The organism is Sphingobium sp. B1D7B (assembly GCF_025961965.1).
Taxonomy (GTDB): Bacteria; Pseudomonadota; Alphaproteobacteria; order Sphingomonadales; family Sphingomonadaceae; genus Sphingobium.
Genome location: NZ_JAOQOR010000001.1, coordinates 179,462 through 200,029, shown reverse-complemented (window position 1 = coordinate 200,029; position 20,568 = coordinate 179,462). Strand labels below are relative to the sequence as shown.

Below are 20,568 nucleotides of genomic sequence, written 5' to 3'. Positions count from 1 at the left end.
ACCAACGTGGGAGATAAATGGGCGTTCCCTCAAACGGGACGAACGGTTTCGGGTCAGGCCGTTGCGCGCGCGGTCACCAGCATTCCGGCGAGACGCATGAAATTGGCCAGCATCGCGTGGCCGTGTTCGGTCGCGATGCTCTCCGGGTGGAACTGCACGCTGTGGATGGGCAGGCTCGCGTGGCGGAACGCCATCACCGATCCATCTTCACTGGTGGCATTGACCAGCAGGCAATCGGGAATGTCCTCGACGATCAGCGAGTGATAGCGCGTGGCGGTGAAGGGCGAGGGCAGGCCCTCGAACAGCCCGGTGCCGTCATGCGTGACCGGTGATGTCTTGCCGTGCATCAGGCCGCCGCGCACCACCTTGCCGCCGAAATGCTGGCCGATCGTCTGATGGCCCAGGCACACGCCGAGCAGCGGCTTGCCGGCATCGGCGCAGGCCGCGACGAGATCGAGGCTGATCCCGGCTTCATTGGGCGTGCAGGGCCCGGGCGAAAGCAGAAAGGCTTCCGCGCCTGAGGACAGCGCCTGCCCGGCGGACATGGCATCGTTGCGCACCACCTCGACCTGCGCGCCCAGCTCCATCAGATAATGGACGAGATTCCAGGTGAAGCTGTCATAATTGTCGATGACGAGGATCATAGCCGGCTTCTACGGGCCACTGCTCCGCCGCGCAAGCAGGACAAGGCGGCGCTGGCCGGTTATAAGCGCGGGCATGACCCAGACAAATCCGCGCATCCATGTGCTCACCACCGGCGGCACAATCGACAAGCTCTATTTCGATGCGCTGAGCGAATATCAGATCGGCGAGTCGATCCTCGCGCGCCTGCTGGAGATCGCGCGGGTGAAGCTGCCGATCGAGATCGAGGAAGTGACCCGCAAGGACAGTCTGGAGCTGACCGCCGATGATCGCGCGCTGATCGCGGCGCGGGTTGCGGCCTCGCCCGCCGAGCGCATCGTTATCACCCACGGCACGGATACGATGACGGACACGGCCGCTGCACTGGCGGGCATATCGGGCAAGACCATTGTGTTGGTGGGCGCGCTGGCCCCGGCGCGCTTCTCGGAGAGCGACGCCACCTTCAATCTCGGTATGGCCTTCGCGACGGCGCAGATCGCCCCGCCGGGCGTTTACATCACCATGAATGGCAAGGTGTTCCGTGCGGATCAGGTGGTGAAGGATCGTGCTAAGGGGGCTTTTGTGGCGCGGTAGCGTCCCACCCCTACCGCGCTCCTGCGAAGGCAGGAGCCCAGGGCGGCTAAGTTCGTCCGTTAGGCCCTAGGCTCCTGCCTTCGCCGGAGCACGGCAGTTGCGGAAAGCTAGCCCTTACTGCCCGAAGCGCCCGTCCTGCGCGACCTTCACGGCTTCCCGCGCGGCCGCAAACAGGGCGCCGGCCTTGTGCTCGCATTCGCGCTGTTCATAGGCCGGCTCGGAATCCGCGACGATGCCGGCGCCCGCCTGCGCGTGCAGCACGCCGTCCTTCACCAGCGCGGTGCGCAGAACGATGCAACTATCCATGTTTCCATCCGGCGAGAAATAGCCGACGCCGCCGGCATAAGGCCCGCGCGTTTCCGGCTCCAGCTCGGCGATGATCTCGCAGGCCCGCACCTTGGGCGCGCCGGATACTGTGCCGGCCGGGAAGCCGGCGAACAGCGCATCGAGCGGATCGTGCTTCGGGTCGAGCTTGCCGACGACATTGGAGACGATATGCATCACATGGCTGTAGAATTCGATGGTGTAGCTGTCCGTCACCTTCACCGAGCCGGCGCTGGCGACGCGGCCGACATCGTTGCGGCCCAGGTCGAGCAGCATCAGATGCTCGGCGCGCTCCTTGGGATCGGCGAGCAGCGAATCGCGATTCTCGGCATCCTCGCTGGCCGTCTTGCCGCGCGGTCGGGTGCCCGCAATCGGCCGGATCGTCACTTCCCCATCGCGCACACGGACCAGAATCTCCGGGCTGGAGCCGGTGAGCGCGAAGCCGGGCAGATCGAGATGGTAGAGGAAGGGCGAGGGATTGATCCGCCGCAGCGCCCGGTAGAGGTCGATCGGCGGAAGCGGGAAGGGGGTGGTGAAGCGCTGCGCCAGCACGACCTGAAAGATGTCGCCCGCGACGATATAGTCCTTGGCCTTGCTCACCATCTCTGCATAGGCGCCCGGCTCCATCACCGGCGTTGGCGTGATCGCGTCCAGATCGATGGCGGGGGCCTGACTGGTCTGCGCGGCGAGCGGCCGGGCGAGCTGCGCCGCGACATCCTCGATGCGCCCCACAGCCGTATCGATCAGCGCGTCGATGGCGGCCTCGCCGGTGCCGAGCCGGTCGGCCCAGGTCGGCGCGACGATGTAGAGCGCATCGGCCAGCCGATCGAACACCAGCACCACCGTCGGGCGCACAAACAGCATGTCGGGCGTGCCGAGGCCATTGTCGGCCGGGCGCGGCAGCTTTTCGACCAGGCCGAAGGTCTCATAAGCGAAATAGCCGACGAGGCAGGCGAGCGCAGCCGGCAGCGCCGGGTCGACATCCGCCCGGCATTCCGCCACCAGATCGCGCAGCGCGGCGAGGGGATCACTCTCCAGCGGCGTGAAGGCGGTCCGGTCGGTCCGCCAGTCGCGGTTGATCTCGGCGCTGCGCCCAGTGGCGCGAAACACGAGGTCCGGCGCGATGCCGATCAGGCTGTAGCGCCCGCGTACAGCGCCACCCTCCACCGATTCGAGAATGAAGTCGCCCCGTTCCGGCTCGATCAGCTTGAGCGCGGCGGAGACCGGCGTTTCGGTATCCGCGATCAGCCGCGCCCACACGAGCGCGGAGCGCCCGGCGGAGAGGGCCGCGCGTGCGGCGTCGATGCTGTCCTGCGCGATGGTCAACGGGTCGGCCTTATTCTGCGCTGCCGCCATAGGCGCGGCGCAGTTCCTGCTCCACAGCCGCCATGGCCGCCTCGCTGCGCTTGACGCCCAGCTCCTGCTGGATCGCTGTGACGAACTGCTGCGCATATTCCCCGCCCAGCACATTGCTGAGGCCGGCCGCAGTGGATTGCATCAGCTGGGGCACCTGTGTGGGATCATTCTGCGTGATCTTGTCCAGCCGCACGACGATGAAGCCCTGATTATTCTCCAGCGGCACCATCTGCGTTCCACCCTGGCGGATGCTGAACAGCGCCTTGAGCGGCGGGGGGATCTGACCGCCCTGCTGGTTGATGTCGGCGCGGCGCGCAGAGAGCGGCTGGCGCGGCGCGTCGGCGATGCCGAGTTTGGCGAGCAGCGGCCCCGGTTCGGCGCCCTTGCCCAGCTGCGCCGCGAGCTGCGTGGCGATTTCGCGCGCCTTGCCAACGCCCTGCGCCAGCTTCCAGGCCGCTTCCACGGCCGGCTTCACCTGCGCGAAGGGCGGCGGGCCGGCGGGCACCACTTCGGCCACGGTCAGGAGCGCGGCTTCTTCGTCGGGCTTTACCGGCACGATCTGCGCATCGTCATCCTGCCGCGCCGCAAAGCCGCCTTCGAGCAGCGCCTGCAGCGTCGCGTCGGGCTTGAACGCCGGGTCGCGCAGCGACTGGCCGTTGCGCACGATCAGCGGCGTCTCGACGATGGTGAGGTTGTGCTCCTTGGCGATGTCGGTCAGCGTCGCGCCGGCGCCCAGGCGGCCATCCATATCGTTCAGGAATTCGCTGAAGAGCTGGAGCTCCTTGATCTGGCGCACTTCGGCGGACAGCTCCTCGCGCGCTTCGGCCAGCGTCTTGCCGGGCACGTCACGCTGGGCTTCCACGCGCAGCACTGCCCAGCCGGCGGGCGAGCGGACCGGACCGACGATGCCGCCTTGCGCGGCGGCGAAGCCGGCCTTGGCGATCTCCGCATTCATCTGCGTGGCAAGCTGCTTCTCGTCCACGCCATCGACGCGTGAGGCGGCGAGGCCGAGGCTCTTGGCGACATCCTGCAGCGACTGGCCGGCCTTCGCCTTGGCGGCGGCGTCCTTGGCGAGCGCTTCCGTCGCGAGGATCAGCTGGCTGAAATCGCGCGTCTTGCGGCCGGCGAACTGGCTCTGGCGGCTCTTGTAGAGATCGGCGATTTCCGCGTCGGTCGGCGTCGCCTGGGGCTCGAAGCGAGCAAGATTGACGAGCGCGTAGCGCAGTTGGCGCTGCTCGGGAATCGCGAACTGGCTGCCATGCTGCTTGTAATAATCCTGCAGTTGCGCCTCGGTCGGCGCGGTCTGCGGCGCGAACCTGGCGGCGGAAATCGCGAACATCTCGCCGGCGCGTTCCTCGATCAGCATCGCGGCATAAGGCGGCACCATGCTGGCCGGCGCCTTGGTGCCCACGCCCACCGGCTGGAGCAGCTGCTGCTGGATGATCTGCGCGGCAATATCGTCCCGCAGATCCTGCTCGGAGACGCGCTGCTGGGCGAGCATCTGGCGGAATACCGTCTCGCTGAAATTGCCGGTTGCGTCCGTGAAGGCGGAATTGCGGGCGATCTCCGCGTCGATGAGCGCCTTGCTCACCCGCATCCCGTGCTTCTCGCCATAGGCAATCAGCGCGCGTGAGGAGATCAGCTCGTCGGCCACGCGCTTAAGGCCGCCCTGGGCCAGGAACTGGTCGATGGTCAGCGCCGGATTTTCCTGCCGCTGCCGCTCGAACACCATCTGCGTGCGGCTCTGCAGCTCGGCCACGGTCAGCGGGCGGTCGCCGATCTTGGCGACTTCCGTCTTTGAGCTGCCACCGAAATTCACGCTATTGCCACTGATATCTCCCGCGATGAACGCGAAGGCGATGATCGCGAGAAATCCGATTGCGAACAGGCCGCCAAATTTCGAACCGAGAAGACGACGGAAAATCTGCATGGGGTCTTTGTCCAGAAAGGCGGCGAAAGGCTGGGGGCTGCTTTAGGGCGGGCGTCCGACGGCATCAAGCCTTTGCGCGCTCGGCTGTCCATGGGGCTTCCGCAGCCATGCGGTGCCGGCTGGACAAAGCCGTCCTGCCCGTTCATCCGGGCCGCCAGATCATTGATCACCTGTGCAGGAGAGTGAAGCTATGACCGTCCGCCGCAAATTCGTCGCCGGCAACTGGAAGATGAACGGCCTCAAGGGGCAGCTTGGCGAGGTATCCGCCATTGCCGAGCTTGCCGCCGCCCGCAACGATATCGATGTGGCGCTCTATCTCCCGGCCACCCTCATCGCGGCCGCCGCGCCGCTTGGCGGCGCCGTGCTCATCGGCGCGCAGGATTGCCATCAGGAAGAGGCCGGGGCCTATACCGGCAATCTCTCGGCCGCCATGCTGGCCGAAGCTGGCGCGCGCGGCACGCTGGTCGGCCATAGCGAGCGCCGGCAATATCAGCACGAGAGCAATGCCGATGTCGCCGCCAAGGCACTCGCCGCGCATAAGAGCGGTCTCTCCGTGGTGCTGTGCGTCGGTGAGACGCTGGACACTCGCGAACAGGGCGACGATGTGGCGCACGCCTTCGTGGCCGATCAGCTTGTCGCCTCGCTGCCCGAGGGCGCGGACCCGGAATGGCTGACCATCGCCTATGAGCCGGTCTGGGCGATCGGCACCGGCAAGGTTGCTACCCCGCCGCAAATCGCCGCCATGCACGCCGCGCTGCGCGCCGCGCTCGTCAAGGCGCTGGGCGCGGAGGCCGGCAATGCCATGCGCATCCTCTATGGCGGCTCGGTGAGCGGTGAGAACGCCGCGGATATCCTCCACACCGACAATGTCGACGGCGCGCTGGTCGGCGGGGCGAGCCTCACCGCCGCCAAATTCGGGCCGATCATCGCTGCAGCCTGATCGGCATCGCTAAACCGGTCGCGAGCCGGTAGATAAGCGCCCATGTCCACGCTCGCCGCCACTGCCATCGTCTGCGCCGTTCGGGCGCATGGCGAGCATGGCGCGATCGTGCGGGCGCTCACGGCGGATGCGGGGCTGGTCGCGGGCTATGTGCAGGGCGGCCGCTCGAGCCGGATGCGCCCGGTGCTGCTGCCCGGCAATATCGTGCGGGGCACCTTCCGCGCCCGCACGGCCGATCAGCTCGCCAGCCTCTCGGCCGAGCTGGAGCATAGCCGGGGGCCGCTACTCGCCGAGCCGCTGCCCGCCGCGGCCATCGATTGGGCTTGCGCCTTCACGGCGGTGACCTTGCCGGAAGGTCATCCCTACCCCGCGCTCTACGCCGCGCTGGGCGCGGTGCTCGATGCGGTGGAAGCAGCGCCCGCTGCGCGCGGCTGGGCCGTGGCGCTGGTGCGCTACGAGCTGCTGCTGCTCGCCGAGCTGGGCTTCGGACTCGATCTGGCGGAATGCGCCGTCACCGGCGCGCGCGAGGGGCTGGCCTATGTCAGCCCGCGCACCGGGCGCGCGGTGACGGCAGCGGCGGCCGGTACGCACCGCGACCGGTTGCTGCCCTTGCCCGGCTTCCTCACCGAGGGCGGCGAAGCCGGCTGGCCGGACATATTCGCCGGATTTGACCTGACCGGCCATTTCCTCGCCCAGTCGCTGTTCGATCCACGCCGGTCTGACGTGCTGGCCGCGCGCGAGCGGCTGATCGAACGGCTCAAAAGAGCGGTTGCGTGACCCGGCCTGCTTGAGGCAATGGCTCAGCCCACATCCTCAGGGCCGGCGCGCCTGTCTAGCAGCACCGCCCGTCTTCAGATTGAGAAAGGGAAACCCATGCTCGTTGCGATCCTGCCCGGAGACGGCATCGGTCCGGAAGTCACCGCGCAGGCCAAGCGCGTGCTCGATGCGCTGGCGATCCCCGGCCTGACCTATGAGGAAGCGCCGGTCGGCGGCGCGGCCTATAAGGCGGAGGGTCATCCGCTGCCTCCCGCTACGCTCGATCTGGCAAAGCGCGCGGACGCGATCCTGTTCGGCGCGGTGGGCGATCCCGATTGCGATTCGCTTGAGCGCGCCTTGCGGCCAGAGCAGGCCATTCTCGGCCTGCGCAAGGAGCTGACCCTGTTCTCCAACCTGCGCCCCGCAAAGATGTTCGCGGAGCTGGCCGATGCCTCCACGCTGCGCAAGGAGGTCGCCGAGAAGATCGACCTGCTGATCGTCCGTGAACTGAATGGCGACGTCTATTTCGGCGAGAAGGGCATTCGCAAGACTGCCGATGGCCTGCGCGAGGGCTATGACATCATGTCCTACAACGAGGCCGAGGTGCGCCGCATCGCCCACAGCGCCTTCCGCGCCGCGCAGGCGCGCAGGGGCAAGCTCTGCTCGGTGGACAAGGCCAATGTGCTGGAAACCAGCCAGCTCTGGCGCGACGTAGTGATCGAGGTTGCCGCCGACTATCCCGATGTCGAGCTGTCCCACATGTATGTCGACAATGCCGCCATGCAGCTCGTGCGCAATCCCGGCCAGTTCGATGTGATCGTGACCGGCAATCTGTTCGGCGACATTCTCTCCGACCAGGCGAGCATGTGCGTCGGCTCCATCGGCATGCTGGCCTCGGCCTCGCTCGATGCCAACGGCAAGGGGCTGTATGAGCCGATCCACGGCTCCGCGCCGGATATCGCCGGGCAGGGCAAGGCCAATCCGCTGGCGACGATCCTCTCCGCCGCGATGATGCTGCGCTTCTCGCTCGATCAGGCACAGGCGGCTGATCGCATCGAGGCGGCCGTGGCCGAGGCGCTGGCCGGTGGTGCCCGCACTGCCGACCTTGGCGGCTCGATGAGCACGTCTGCTATGGGCGATGCTGTGCTCGCGGCGATCTGACGCCATTGGATTGACCGACCCCTGACAGGGTCTAGAAGGCAACGTCATGAAGAGACAAACCGGACAGGATCGTTCCCGCACCAGCCGCTGGCGGCCCGCGACACAGGCCGTGCGCGGCGGCACCTGGCGCTCCGAGCAGGGAGAGACGAGCGAGGCGCTCTTCCTCACCTCGGGCTATACTTATGACAGCGCGGAGGAAGTCGCCGCCCGCTTCGCCGGGGAAGCGACGGGGATGCAATATTCCCGCTTCCAGAACCCCACCGTGCAGATGCTGGAAGAGCGCATCGCGCTGATGGAAGGCGCCGAGGCGTGCAAGGTGCAGGCGAGCGGCATGGCCGCGATGACCAGCGCGCTGCTGTGCATGCTGAGCGCCGGCGATCATGTCGTCGCCGGGCGCGCGGCCTTCGGCTCGTGCCGCTGGATTCTCTCCAACGTGCTCAACCGCTTCGGCATCACGCACAGCGTCGTCGACGCGCGGGACAATGATGCGTGGGAAAAGGCGATCCAGCCCAACACCAAGGTGTTCTTCTTCGAGACGCCGGCTAATCCCACGATGGACATTGTCGATCTGGAGCATGTCTGCGGCCTCGCCCGTGCCCATGGCATCACCACGGTGGTGGATAATGCCTTCGCGACGCCGGTGCTGCAGCGCCCGCTCGATTTCGGCGCGGATGTCGTGGCCTACAGCGCCACCAAGCTGATGGACGGGCAGGGCCGGGTGCTGGCCGGTGCCATCTGCGGCACGGATGCGTGGATCAACGGCGTGCTCTCGCCTTTCCAGCGCAACACCGGGCCGATCTGCTCGCCCTTCAACGCCTGGGTGGTGCTGAAGGGACTGGAGACGTTGGACCTGCGTGCCCATCGCCAGTCCGAGAACGCGCTCAAGGTCGCGCGCTTCATGGAGCAGCGTGGCGTGGATGTGCTGTATCCCGGCCTGCCGAGCCATCCGCAGCACAATCTCGCGATGAAGCAGATGAGCGCCGCCGGGCCGATCTTCTCGTTCAACCTCGCTGATCGCGGGCAGGCCATGGCCCTGCTCAATGCGATGGAGCTGTGCGACATCTCCAACAACATCGGCGATTCCCGCACCCTGCTGTGCCATCCCGCCTCCACCACCCATAATAATATGGGGCCGGAGGGCCGCGCCGAGGCCGGCGTTGGCGAGGGCATGGTGCGCATCAATGTCGGGCTGGAAGACCCGGAGGACATCATCGCCGATCTGGATCAGGCATTGACCGCTGTCGGCCTTTGAGTAGGGTCGGTCTCGGGGCCAGGCAGGACACAGGACGGGTCGTAGCATGAATGCCTTGATGAACGCCCTTTTCGCCTATGCCGAGACGACGCATGACGTGACCGTGCGCGTGTCCGTCAACTTTCTCTCCGAGCAATCGGAGCCGGACATGGGCAAGTGGTTCTGGGCCTATCACATCCGCATCGAAAATGGCCGCAAGGCCCCGGTGCAGTTGCTCACGCGCCACTGGACCATCGCGGACGGACGCGGCGCGCTCTACAAGCGCGAGGGCAAGGGCGTCGTCGGCGAGGAGCCGGTGATTCATCCCGGCGCGGCTTATGATTATGTCTCCGGCTGCCCGCTCTCCACGCCGACCGGCTGGATGGAAGGCAGCTACCAGATGCTCGATGCCGGCGGCAGCTTGCTGGATGTGCGCATTCCCCGCTTCGCGCTGCAGGCGCCGGCGGTCTCGGGATGAAGCGGACCCATCTGCCGCTGAACGGCCTGCGCGTGTTCGACGCGGCAGCGCGGCATCTCTCCTTCACCCGCGCGGCGGATGAGCTGGCGGTGACGCCCGCGGCCGTAGGGCAGCAGATCCGCGCGCTGGAGGATATGCTCGGCGTCGTCCTCTTCCGCCGCACGCCCCGCGGGCTGGAACTGACCCCGGAAGCGGAAGCGGGGCTTCCTGCGCTACGCAGCGCCTTCCTGGAACTCGAGGAATCGGTCCGCGCCATGCAGGCCGGGCAGAGCAGCCAACATCTCACTATCGCCGCACCCCGCGACCTCACCGCCAAATGGCTCAGCGCGCGCCTTGCTGCGTACGCGGCGCAGGAGCCGGGCGTGCAGTTCATGCTCGTAGCTGCCGACGATGCGCTCGATTTCACCGAGGCCAATCTCGATCTCGCCTTGCGCCTGACCGATGGTGCCGGCGAGCATGAGGGCGTCGCCCTCGGCGAGCCGCGCTTCGTCACGGTCGGCGCGCCCGATGGCGGCGGACTGGAGTCGCCCATCGCCTGGCCCGGCTGCCCGGTCGATGACGGCAAGGCCGTCGTCCGCGTCGCCGACGCCGGCCTCGCCATCGATGCCGCAGCCAACGGCCTCGGCCGCGCCTGCGTGCCCGCGCTGCTGGCGGCAGCGGACATCGCCGCCGGCCGCGTGGCCGCCCTTGGCGAGTCGCGCAACGGCCCCGGATACTGGCTGATCGCTCCGCTTCCGCAATGGCGGCAGAAGAAGGTGAAGGCCCTGGTGGCTGCGCTCAGCGAGGGCTGAGGCGAGCGGTTCTCGCGCCGACTACCCTCTCACCGTTCGCCCTGAGCGAAGTCGAAGGATGAAGCCGAGCGCAGCGAGGTTGGCTTCGCCTCCGCTCAGCAGGGCCCTTCGACTTCGCTCAGGGCGAACGGAAGGGGGGAAGAGAGGGCGTTGCTTTTTGCTCAGTCCCGTCCCCCTACACCCGTTCGTGTCGAGCGAAGTCGAGACACCAAGCGTGGCTCCGGCGTGTTTCGACTTCGCTCGACGCGAACGGAACGTGGCAGTTCCCCCTAGCCGCCCTCAGCCCGCTGCGGCGGGAAGAAGGGCTCCGGCTCCGGCGTCACCATATTGCCGCGCATCAGTGAGCGCCCCGCCGTGATCCCCCCGACCAACTGCAGCTCCACCCGCTGCGCATCGCGCTCGCGCACGTCCTCGATTGCCTCGCGTGCGTCGTCCTCATCGACGCCGAGGTCGGTCAGCACCGCCTCGCTGAAGGCCAGCGCGGACTCGAACGTCTCGCGGATCTGATAGTCGACGCCCGCCTTGATCAGGCGCAGCGAATGCCCGCGGTCGAAGGCGCGCACATAGAGCTTGGCGAGCGGGAATTCGTGCCGGCACAGCTCGACGATCTTGTCGGCCACATCCGGCTTGTCGACGCAGACGAGGATCGCCTCGGCCCGCCCGGCGCCGGAGGCATGGAGCACGTCCAGCCGCGTGCCATCGCCATAATAGACCTTGAAGCCGAAATTGCCGGCCGCCTGGATCATCTCGACATCATTCTCGATCAGCGAGAGCTCGAAGCGCCGCGCGAGCAGCGCCTGGCTCGCCACCTGCGCGAACCGGCCGAAGCCAATGCACAGGATGCGGCCGGTCAGGTCCTTGGCCTTGTCTACGCCGTCGAGCGAAACCGGCGCGTTGCGGCGCATCCGGTTCTGCACGATGAGCACCAGCGGCGTCAGCGCCATGGAGAGGATGACGATCGCGCTCATGATCGCTGCGATCCGCGCATCGAACAGGCCCACGGCCAGCGCGGCGCCATAGAGCACGAAAGCGAACTCGCCGCCCTGCGCGAACAGCGCGGCGCGGTGGCTTGCGGCGCTGTGGGCCGAGCCCATCAGCCGCGCGACGGCATAAATGCCGATCGCCTTGACGACCATGAAGGCGAGGACGCCGCCCAGCACCAGCTGCCACTCGCGCAGCACCGTCGAGAGATCGAGCGACATGCCCACGCTGATGAAGAACAGGCCGAGGAGGATGCCGCGAAACGGCTCGACATCCGCCTCCAGCTCATGGCGATAGCTGGATTCGGAGAGCAGCACGCCCGCGAGGAAAGCGCCCATCGCCATCGAAAGCCCGGCGGCATCCAGCAACACGGCCGATCCCAGCACGATGAGCAGCGCCGCGGCGGTCAGCACTTCGCGTGCGCCGGCCCGCGCGATCAGGCCGAACAGCGGATCGAGCAGCCAGCGCCCAGCCGCGATCAATGCGGCCAGCGCCGCCAGTGCCAGGCCGATGCTCTGCCACACCGGCGGTGCGTCTTCCGCGCCCGTCGCGCCATGGAACGCCGCCCAGAAGGCGACGAGCGCCAGCAGCGGCACGATGGCAAGATCTTCCAGCAGCAGAATGGAAATCGCCTTCTGGCCTTCCTCGGTGCCCGCGTTCCCAGCTTCGTTCAGTATCTGCATGATGACGGCGGTGGAAGAGAGGACAAAGCCCATCGCGCCTGCCGCCGCCACGGCCGGAGGCAGGCCGGCCGTCATGCCGAGCAGGGTCAGTAGCGCACCACACGCCAGCACCTGCGCCGCGCCAAGGCCGAAGATCTGCTTGCGCAGGTTCCACAGCTTGCGCGGCCGCATCTCTAGGCCGATGATGAACAGGAACATCACCACGCCCAGCTCGGCGATGTGCAGCAGCGCTTGCGGATCGTTGATCAGCCCCAACCCGAAGGGACCGATGGCGAGGCCGGCGGCGAGATAGCCCAGCACCGATCCGAGGCCCAGCCGCCGGAACAGCGGCACCGCAATCACGCCGGCCCCCATCAGGATGATGGCCTGCCCCAGCCCGAAACCCATCGATGCGTCCGCCATGCTGTCCGTCCCAATCCCCGGCAGCCGTCAGGCCGGCGCGGTCAGCGCGGACAATCGGGCGGTTCCATGCTCGATGAGGCAGATCTCAGCAGCCCGTCCGCGCGTTCATCGACCGGGCAACCTTGGATGGTCGGTGCAGCAGAGTCAAACCGCTGCGCGTACCCTCCTAAGCCCTTCCCGTTCAGGGGAGGGGTTGGGGTGGGGAGCAAGCTCGCACCTGTGCCTGCCGTCGAGGCAGTGGCACATCACTCATCCCCACCGCCTGACTTCAGACCGCCTTCAATCCCAGCAACTCCCGCGACTCCGCCGCACTCATCGGCTCGATGCCCATCTCGTTCATTATGCGCACCTGCCGCTCGATCAGCTGCAAATTGGTCGCCTTCACACCGCGCGAATAATAATGATTGTCCTCCAGCCCCACGCGGACGTGACCGCCGAGCAGCAGCGCCTGCGTGGTGGCGGGAAGCTGGGCCGGGCCGATGCCGGAGATGCACCAGATGGACTGCGGCGGCAGGCACTTCACCATGAAGTCGAGAATGTCGGTGCTGTAGGGCATTGCACCCTGAAAGCCCTTTTCGCCGCCCAGCACGATGTTAATGTAGTAGGGCGGCTTGTCATAGCCCTTCTGGATCAGGCGCGTCACGTCCTGAAGGATGTGGTCGGGCGAGAAGACTTCCCACTCCGGCTTGATGCCCTTGTCGACCATCGCCTTGACCAGCGTCTCGCAGCGCGAGGGCGGGGTGATGACCAGCACGTCCTTGCCGCTGATCGTGTCGACCACGGTCACGCCGTCGAAGGTGCACATTTCCGCGCCGCCCTCGGTGCCCTTGAGGCGCTCCTCGAAGCTGTTCTCGAACATGCCGTCGGGCCGCTCGATGAGCATGTCGCCGCTGTTGCCGCCGCCCGTCGAGTTGTTGAGGATGATGTCGCACTTGGCGCGGATGCGATCGTTGATGTCGCGGTAGATGGCCGGGTTGCAGGTCGCCTCATCGTCCGGGCGCCGCGCGTGGATGGCGGCGATGGAGGCGCCGGCCTTGTAGCAGGCGTAGACGTCGTCGGCGATTTCCTGCGGCTGGGTGGGCAGCGCCGGGTTGGCGCTCTTGAAGGTGGTGCCCCCGGTGGGCGCAATGGTCACCATGCGGCGATCGCTCATATTTCCGGCGCTCATATTTCCGGCTCCTCTCGAAAAGTCTCGTGCTGCCGCTGCTGCCCGCTTGTCCCCCGCCGGTCAAGCCATGCGCGATGGTTGACGTTGATAAAGTCCGAAAAGCGGCTCAGCGGAGCAGGCGATTGATCAGCGCGACCAGCTCGGCTTCCCGATTGGTGCCCGTCTTCTCGAACAGGCGCTTGATCTGGATGTTGACGGTGCCAAGGCTCGTGCTGCGCTGCAGGGCGATCATTTCGCGGGAGGTGCCTTCGGCCAGCAGCATGGCGATCTCGGTCTCGGCCCGCGTCAGGCCCATCATGCGTTGCAATGCCTGGCGCTCCATCGCGCCAATGTTGCCAGCCGCGCGTACAGTGACGAGCAGCCGCGGCTCGAAGCCGAGCGCGGCGGGTTTGGCCGGCAGGCGGAAGATCTCGCACAGGCGGCGCTGGGCGATGGGGCGCTGCTGGCCCAGCCACACCCCGCAACTCGGCAGCGCCACGTCGCCTGCCTGCAGCATCGCGCCGATCTGCAACCGCAGCTCGCGCGCTTCGGCGCTGTTGGGGGCGGTCAACCGCTCGTCGCGCAGCATGATCAGATCTTCGGCGCGGAGCAGCACCTCGCCGGCGCGGGTGGTGGCGCACACCCGGCCCAGCCCGTCGCACACGAAGGCGGCGGTGTTCATCGTGTCCAGCGATCCGGCGAGCAGCTTCGCGCCTTCGCCTTCCAGCGTGCGCTGCATCCGGACGGCGGACTGCATCAGCGGCGCGGCCTGCGTGAAAACGGCGCGATCGGCCTCGGTGGTGCGCCCATCCTGATAGGTGCGCAGAACGGCCAGTCCAACCATCACCTGCCCGTCATTGACGAGCACGACCTGGCAGCCATGTGGCATGTTGGCGTCATGCGTGAAGTCGTCATAGATGTCGGTGTTCTGCGCGGCCTTGATGGCATCATAATGATATTCGTGGCGCACATCGAGCGGACCGCTGGCAGCGGCGACCCGCCAGTTCCCATGGGAATAATTGGCAACCTCGCTGTCAAACTGGCGGCAGAGACGCTCGTTCACCGGATCAGTGAGGAGGTTGAAGGCCAGCGTGGTTGGCGACCCGATCCCGAGCAACTGGCCGGACAAGGACCGCGTCTCTCTGGCGAGCGCACGCAAGGCGTCCTCCCAGCCGCCCTCGGTGAGAGGCGCACTCAGGATAGCTTCGGTCAGACTGGGCAGCGCTCTTCCCAAAAGCGATCAATCCTCCCACCCCCGCGACCGAGCCTCCCGGCGTTCGGTAGCGACCTAAGCTCCATGAAAAAGCAGGGTCGTGGCGTCAACCACTGGTTTCGACGCGAGGAGCGGATTGATCCAATCCGGGATTGCGCGAGGGATGGGGTCAGTCCACCCAGTCGAGACCGATGTCACGATAAACGTGGCGGTCCTCGTCCCAGCCTTCCTTCACCTTCACATGCAGGTAGAGGTGGACGGGCACGCCCAGCAGGCTCGACAGTTCGGCCCGGGCCTTGCTGCCGATCTCCTTCAGCCGCTGCCCGCCCTTGCCGAGAATGATGCCGCGCTGCGTTGCCCGCGCGACGAGGATCTGCTGGTGGATCTCTACCGACCCGTCGGCGCGCTCCTTATACTGCTCGGTCTCGACCGCGCTTTGATAGGGCAGTTCGTCGTGGAGCTGGTGATAGAGCTGCTCGCGCGTGATTTCGGAGGCGAGCAGGCGGTCTGTGGCATCCGAAACCTGATCTTCGGGGAAATGCCACGGCCCTTCCGGCACGGCGGCGGCCATGGCGGCCTTGAGGTCGACCAGCCCGTCCGCGGTGGTGGCGCTCACGAAGAAGGTCTCAGCGAAATCCACCCGCTCGTGCAGGCGCTGGGTCAGCGTGAGCAGCTTGTCCTTGGCGGCGATGTCCACCTTGTTGACGATCAGCCATTTTGTTTCGCGCCGCTGGGCGAGGCCATCGAGGATCGGCTCCATCTTGGGCCCAAGGCCGGCGCGGCCATCGACGATGAGCGCGATCAGGTCGGCATCCTGCGCGCCGCCCCACGCGGCCTGCACCATGGCGCGGTCGAGCCGCCTGTCCGGCTGGAAGATGCCCGGCGTGTCGACGAGGATGATCTGCGCGGGCCCCTCTATGGCGATGCCCATTACCCGCGTGCGGGTGGTCTGCGCCTTGGGGCTGGTGATCGCGATCTTCTGGCCGACCAAGGCATTGGTCAGCGTGGACTTGCCCGCATTCGGAGCCCCCACGACCGCGACGACGCCGCAGCGTTGATGGTCAGGCGATGGCGTTGAGGTCACTGGTCACTCCGTCGGGCGCATGGCGCGCGCTGGCTGAAAAGGGGGTGCGGATCATGCCTTGAGCTTGGCGAGCAGGGCAATGGCGGCGGCCGTCTCGGCCTCCTGCTTGGAATGGCCCTCGCCCTGCGCCTCACCCGCATTGCGGATGGACACCGAGATGGTGAAGCGCAGGGCATGTTGCGGCCCGCTGCGCTCCAGCAGCTCATAATGCGGCGGCTGGCGGTTATGGGCGGCCGCCCATTCCTGCAGCGCGGATTTGGGGTGCTTGGGCGCGCTGGCCTGTCCCTCGAGCATCGGCTCCCACATGCGGTGGATGAATGCCCGCGCGGCATCCATGCCGATGTCCAGATACATGGCGCCGATCAGCGCTTCCACGACATCGCCGAGCACATTGTCGCTCTCGACCGCCCCGTCGTCGCGCGCCTGCTTGCCGAGGCGCAGATGCGTGCGCACGCCAATCTCGCGAGCAACCTGCGCGCAGCTAGTGCCGGTCACCAGCTGATTGAACCGGCGGGAGAGCTGGCCTTCCTTCTCGGCGGGAAAGCGGACGTAGAGCCAATCGGCCATCACCAGCCCCAGCACCCGGTCGCCCAGAAACTCCAGCCGCTCATAATGGGTCGCGCTCGCGCTGCCATGGGTCAGCGCCTGCTCATAGAGCGCCCGCTGCCCCGGCGCCTGACCGATAAGGTCGGCGAGCCAGGCGTCGAGATCGGCCGTGCTCAAAAGCCTTCGCCGATGCGTTCAGGCCGGGCGGCGGTGAACCATGTCCAGGGCAGGAGCAGATTGGCGGAACCGTCGGTGGAGAAGAAGCTGACCAGCGCCCTCCCGATCAGATGGTCGATCGGCAACGGCCCGACGCCCCGGGCGTCGACGGGAATGCGGCTGTCGGCACTGCGGTCGCGATTGTCGCCCATGACGAAGACGTGGCCCTCCGGTACAACAGAGACGGCGCTATTGTCCGCCGGACCGTCGATAAGGTCCAGCACTTCGTAGCTTTTTCCGTTCGGCAGCGTCTCGCGATAGCGCGGGTAGCGGCAAAACGCCTCGCCCTTGGCATCCGTGAACTCGAATTCCTCGATGAAACAGGGCGAGGGGCTGCGCTCGGTATTGGCTGCCTGCAGCATGTTGGCGGTCACCGGGATCACCAGATCATCGATTCGCCGCTTGGGAATGGCCTTGCCGTTCAGATAGACGACGCCGTCCTGCATCTGGATGGTATCGCCCGGCAGGCCGATGACGCGCTTGATCCAGTCTTCCTTGGGATTGCCTGGCGAAGCGAACACCACCACGTCTCCGCGCTCGGGCACCTTGCCCATCACCCGCCCCTCGAACAAAGCGGGCTGGAAGGGGAAGCTGTAGCGCGAATAGCCGTAGGACCATTTGGAGACGAGCAGATAGTCGCCGATCAGCAGGCGCGGCTGCATGGATTCGGAGGGAATATTGAACGGCGCGATCAGCAGCGAGCGGATCGCCACCACGATCACCACAAGCTTGACGAGGAACCACAGGAAATCCCGTGTCTCGGATTTGTGGGACATCGAAAGGCAGCTTTCCAGACAGTTTCGTCGCGATGACGGGGAATATAGTGTCTTTGCGGGGCGGGGGTGGCGGCGTCAAGCATTGTGGCGCGCTTCGCACGTGCAATAGGCCTGCGCATTGGATATGCCGCCCCTTAATGAAGCAACGCCAGACCGGAGCGCTTACGCACCATGACCGACCCTGATCGCATCACCGCTTGCTGGACCGACATCAAGGCGGCGCCGATTCCCGATCTGCGCAGCCTGTTCCGCGACGAGGCGGATCGGCTGGCGGGCCATGTGGTCGAGGAGGCTGGCCTGCGCTTCGATTTCTCCAAGACGCACCTCACCGAGACGACGCTCTCGGCCTTCGAGGCGCTGGCACAGGCAGTTGATTTTAACGGCAAGCGCGCGGCGATGTTCGCCGGCGAGGTCATCAATGTGACCGAAGGTCGCGCTGTCGAGCACACCGCCGAGCGGGGCGAGGGCAACCCGGACAGCGTGGCCGCAGCACGCGAGCATAAGGTGCGGATGCGCACGCTGATCGACGCCATTGAGGCCGGCGCGCTCGGCGAGATCCGCCACATCCTGCACGTCGGCATCGGCGGATCGGCGTTGGGGCCGGATCTGCTGGTCGATGCGCTTGCTCGTCATGCCGACCGCTATGATGTCGCCATCGTCTCCAATGTCGATGGCGTGGCGCTGGAGGATGCGATGGCCCGGTTCGATCCGGCCTTCACCCTGCTCGTCATCGCCTCCAAGACGTTCACCACCACCGAGACGATGCTCAATGCCGCCAGCGCGATCGCGTGGATGACGCAGGCCGGGGTGGACGATCCCTACGGCCAGGTGATTGCGCTGACGGCAGCGCCGGACAAGGCGATCGAATGGGGCGTGGACGAAACGCGCATCCTCGGCTTTTCCGAAAGCGTGGGCGGGCGCTATTCGCTTTGGTCTTCTATCGGCTTCCCGGCCGCGCTGGCGCTGGGCTGGGATGCCTATGAGGCGCTGCTGGAGGGTGCTGCGGCGATGGACCGGCATTTCCGCCACGCCGACGCCCGCGATAATGCCCCGCTGCGCGCTGCCTTTGTCGACCTGTTCTATGCCCGCGTCATGGCCTGCCAGACCCGCGCCGTCTTCGCTTATGATCAGCGGCTGCGGCTGTTGCCCTCCTATCTCCAGCAGCTGGAGATGGAGAGCAACGGCAAGTCGGTGAAGGCGGATGGCAGCCCGGTCGATGGCCCCACGTCTGCGATCACCTGGGGCGGTGTCGGCACGGATGCGCAGCACGCGGTCTTCCAGCTTCTCCATCAGGGCACGCATGTCGTGCCGGTGGAGTTCGTCGCGGTGACCGAACCGGGCGACACGCTCGATCCTGCCCATCACCAGACCCTGCTGGTCAATTGCTTCGCGCAGGGCGCCGCGCTGATGCAGGGTCGCGAGAATGCTGCCGATCCGGCCCGGGCCTATCCGGGCAACCGCCCCTCAACGACGATCCTCATTGATGAGCTGAGCCCGCACACGCTGGGCGCGCTGATCGCCTTCTATGAGCACCGCACTTTCGCCAATGGCGTGCTGATGGAGATCAACAGCTTCGACCAGTTCGGGGTGGAACTCGGCAAGGAGATCGCCAAGTCCATCGAACAGAACGGCGCGCAGGGGTTCGACCCTTCGACCATGGCGCTCATAGAGCGCGCACTCGGCTAAGCGCGCCTCAAATCCTCCCCATATGTGGGGAGGTGGCAGCGCGCAGCGCTGACGGAGGGGGCGGGCGAGACCCCCTCCACCGTCTTCGGCGGTCCCCCTCCCCGCAAGCGGGGAGGATCTGGCTAAGTCATCGTCCTTATGCCGCAGCCGCCGGACGTTCCGGCCGCTTGAGCAGCATGTTGATCACCAGGATCGAGAGGAAGAGGATGAAGGGGCAGATCGCCGCGAGCGCATAGGTGCGTACGGCGGGGATGCCGCTCGCAAGGATCGCACCGCCGATCAGCGGGCCGACGATGCCGCCGATCTTGCCAACCGCCGATGCCCAGCCGCCGGCGCTCGCCCGGATCGCGCTCGGATAATAAAGCGCGAGCTGGCTGATGATCGCCGCATGGCAGCCACCGACCAGCATGCTCTGCACCACGATGGTCGGCAGCAGCATCGCGCGCGGAATCCACTCCATGCCGATGCCCACGGCCATGGGCACGATAAGGAGCGTGCAGGCAGCCGCGAATTTGAGGCCATAGCGGGCGGAGAAGCGCATGATGACCACGCCGGCAACAGCGCCGAGCAGCGCGCCGATGGCCGAGACGTTGGCGGCGGTTTCCCGCGCGACGTCCATCCGCTCCAGCACCAGCGGGCCGAAGGCGGACTTGAAGAAGATGCCGAGGGCGCTGGCGCCATAGCCGATCCAAATGATCGGTGTGAGCAGGCGCAGATTGCCAACGAACAGGTCGCTGAAGCGGAAGTTGCGCTTGTGCTTGCCTTCGTCGGCCAGAATGAACTGGTCGTCCGCCTGCACGTCGATGCTCTTGTCCAGCCGCTTGATGGTCGCGACGATCAGCTCGGGCTTGATGCCCTTGCTGGCCAGGAAGCGCGGGGATTCCGGCAGGAAAATCGCGATGGCGAGCGCGCAGACGACCGAGCCGATGCCGCCGGCGAAATACACGCCTTCCCAGCCATGGAACGGCGCGATCATGTTGGTGAGCGGGGCGGCGGCCGCGCTGCCGAGGCTGAAGCCCATCATGATGAAGGCGATCACCGTGGCACGCAGCTTGGGCGGCACGAATTCGACATTGAGCGCCCAGGCGAGCGGCAGAGCGCCGCCAATGGCCAGACCATCGAGAAAGCGCAGGGTGAGCAGGGCCGGATAATTGGTCGCGAAACCGGTGAGGAAGGTCAGGATGCCAAAGGCGAAGGTGCACATGATGATGGTCGGGCGGCGGCCGATGCGGTCGCCGACATAAGTGAAGATCAACCCGCCGACGACCATGCCCACTGTGCCGGCCGAGAAGGCATTGCCGATCTCGATGTCGGTCAGTTGCAGTTCGTCCTGCATATAGGGGGCGGTGAACGACATCATCATCATGTCCAGCCCGTCGAACAGCGTGACGAGCCAGGAGAGCATGATCAGCAGATAGTTGAAGGGCGTGAGCTTGCGTCCGTCGAGCAACGTCGCAAGATCAACCGTTTTTGCCGCTCTGGCCATACCGCAGGCATCTCCCTCTTCGCGCAGATTATCCATATCTCGCCGTCCTTTGCCGGGACCGCGATCATTTCGCTACCTGTTTAGCTACATCTGAACTAATAATTAGCAAGCTCTCTATACACGAGCGAAAATTTGTTGCCTTGACTATAGCAAGGCGAATCAGTGA

At 66.3% G+C, this 20,568-nt stretch carries 18 protein-coding genes; 8 read left to right on the top strand and 10 right to left on the bottom strand.

From position 1 onward, the window contains the following. Window positions 1–53 precede the first annotated feature (53 nt). Window positions 54–644 carry an anthranilate synthase component II gene (locus M2336_RS00955; RefSeq protein ID WP_264573574.1) on the bottom strand — a complete coding sequence of 197 codons (591 nt, stop codon included), beginning with the start codon at window positions 642–644 and terminating at the stop codon, window positions 54–56. Between the two features lie 73 nt (window positions 645–717). On the opposite strand from M2336_RS00955, the gene M2336_RS00950 reads away from it, so the two are divergent. Beyond that, entirely contained in the window at window positions 718–1,215 is a 498-nt protein-coding gene (locus M2336_RS00950) for an asparaginase (RefSeq protein WP_264573573.1), read from the top strand. Between the two features lie 114 nt (window positions 1,216–1,329). Here the strand turns inward: M2336_RS00950 and M2336_RS00945 are convergent, their stop codons facing one another. Together M2336_RS00945 and M2336_RS00940 are read right to left on the bottom strand one after the other, a co-directional pair. Then, complete coding sequence (locus M2336_RS00945) at window positions 1,330–2,895, bottom strand: anthranilate synthase component I family protein (RefSeq protein WP_264573572.1); 1,566 nt, start codon at window positions 2,893–2,895, stop codon at window positions 1,330–1,332. Then, a complete protein-coding gene (locus M2336_RS00940; protein ID WP_264592490.1) occupies window positions 2,876–4,825 on the bottom strand; it encodes a peptidylprolyl isomerase in 1,950 nt (649 codons plus the stop codon). The genes M2336_RS00945 and M2336_RS00940 overlap by 20 nt, the downstream gene beginning before the upstream one ends. 190 nt (window positions 4,826–5,015) lie before the next feature. On the opposite strand from M2336_RS00940, the gene tpiA reads away from it, so the two are divergent. The 6 genes from tpiA (at window position 5,016) to M2336_RS00910 (ending at window position 10,182) form a co-directional block, all read left to right on the top strand. After that, window positions 5,016–5,765 carry a triose-phosphate isomerase gene (tpiA, locus tag M2336_RS00935; RefSeq protein WP_264573570.1) on the top strand — a complete coding sequence of 250 codons (750 nt, stop codon included), beginning with the start codon at window positions 5,016–5,018 and terminating at the stop codon, window positions 5,763–5,765. Window positions 5,766–5,807: 42 nt separating this feature from the next. Then, a complete protein-coding gene (recO, locus tag M2336_RS00930) occupies window positions 5,808–6,542 on the top strand; it encodes a DNA repair protein RecO (RefSeq protein ID WP_264573569.1) in 735 nt (244 codons plus the stop codon). Window positions 6,543–6,638: 96 nt separating this feature from the next. After that, entirely contained in the window at window positions 6,639–7,682 is a 1,044-nt protein-coding gene (gene leuB / locus M2336_RS00925) for a 3-isopropylmalate dehydrogenase (RefSeq protein WP_264573568.1), read from the top strand. A gap of 46 nt (window positions 7,683–7,728) precedes the next feature. Further along, window positions 7,729–8,934, top strand: coding sequence for an O-succinylhomoserine sulfhydrylase (gene metZ, locus M2336_RS00920; protein ID WP_181560584.1), 1,206 nt, complete (start codon window positions 7,729–7,731; stop codon window positions 8,932–8,934). 58 nt (window positions 8,935–8,992) lie between these two features. Further along, a complete protein-coding gene (gene apaG, locus M2336_RS00915; RefSeq protein ID WP_181560583.1) occupies window positions 8,993–9,391 on the top strand; it encodes a Co2+/Mg2+ efflux protein ApaG in 399 nt (132 codons plus the stop codon). Beyond that, window positions 9,388–10,182: a LysR family transcriptional regulator gene (locus M2336_RS00910; RefSeq protein ID WP_264573567.1), complete on the top strand. Its 795-nt coding sequence runs from the start codon at window positions 9,388–9,390 to the stop codon at window positions 10,180–10,182. Before apaG ends, M2336_RS00910 begins: the two co-directional genes overlap by 4 nt. Window positions 10,183–10,451: 269 nt before the next feature. On the opposite strand, the gene M2336_RS00905 is transcribed toward M2336_RS00910, so the two are convergent. From M2336_RS00905 to lepB, 6 genes are all read right to left on the bottom strand, one after another. Next, complete coding sequence (locus tag M2336_RS00905; RefSeq protein WP_264573566.1) at window positions 10,452–12,248, bottom strand: monovalent cation:proton antiporter-2 (CPA2) family protein; 1,797 nt, start codon at window positions 12,246–12,248, stop codon at window positions 10,452–10,454. A 268-nt stretch (window positions 12,249–12,516) separates the two neighbouring features. Then, window positions 12,517–13,416 (bottom strand): 3-keto-5-aminohexanoate cleavage protein, encoded by a 900-nt coding sequence (locus M2336_RS00900; RefSeq protein ID WP_264573565.1) that lies wholly within the window; start codon window positions 13,414–13,416, stop codon window positions 12,517–12,519. A 106-nt stretch (window positions 13,417–13,522) separates the two neighbouring features. Beyond that, window positions 13,523–14,554, bottom strand: coding sequence for a helix-turn-helix transcriptional regulator (locus M2336_RS00895; RefSeq protein ID WP_264573564.1), 1,032 nt, complete (start codon window positions 14,552–14,554; stop codon window positions 13,523–13,525). A 223-nt stretch (window positions 14,555–14,777) separates the two neighbouring features. Continuing rightward, window positions 14,778–15,692: a GTPase Era gene (gene era / locus M2336_RS00890; protein WP_264571252.1), complete on the bottom strand. Its 915-nt coding sequence runs from the start codon at window positions 15,690–15,692 to the stop codon at window positions 14,778–14,780. A gap of 51 nt (window positions 15,693–15,743) precedes the next feature. Then, window positions 15,744–16,415, bottom strand: coding sequence for a ribonuclease III (gene rnc, locus M2336_RS00885; protein WP_264573563.1), 672 nt, complete (start codon window positions 16,413–16,415; stop codon window positions 15,744–15,746). Further along, window positions 16,412–17,230 carry a signal peptidase I gene (gene lepB, locus M2336_RS00880; RefSeq protein WP_181560576.1) on the bottom strand — a complete coding sequence of 273 codons (819 nt, stop codon included), beginning with the start codon at window positions 17,228–17,230 and terminating at the stop codon, window positions 16,412–16,414. Before lepB ends, rnc begins: the two co-directional genes overlap by 4 nt. Before the next feature lie 171 nt (window positions 17,231–17,401). Here lepB and pgi point away from each other — a divergent pair, with 171 nt between their 5' ends. Further along, complete coding sequence (gene pgi / locus M2336_RS00875; RefSeq protein WP_264573562.1) at window positions 17,402–18,916, top strand: glucose-6-phosphate isomerase; 1,515 nt, start codon at window positions 17,402–17,404, stop codon at window positions 18,914–18,916. Window positions 18,917–19,052: 136 nt separating this feature from the next. Here the strand turns inward: pgi and M2336_RS00870 are convergent, their stop codons facing one another. Further along, window positions 19,053–20,438 carry an MFS transporter gene (locus M2336_RS00870; RefSeq protein ID WP_264573561.1) on the bottom strand — a complete coding sequence of 462 codons (1,386 nt, stop codon included), beginning with the start codon at window positions 20,436–20,438 and terminating at the stop codon, window positions 19,053–19,055. Window positions 20,439–20,568 lie beyond the last annotated feature (130 nt).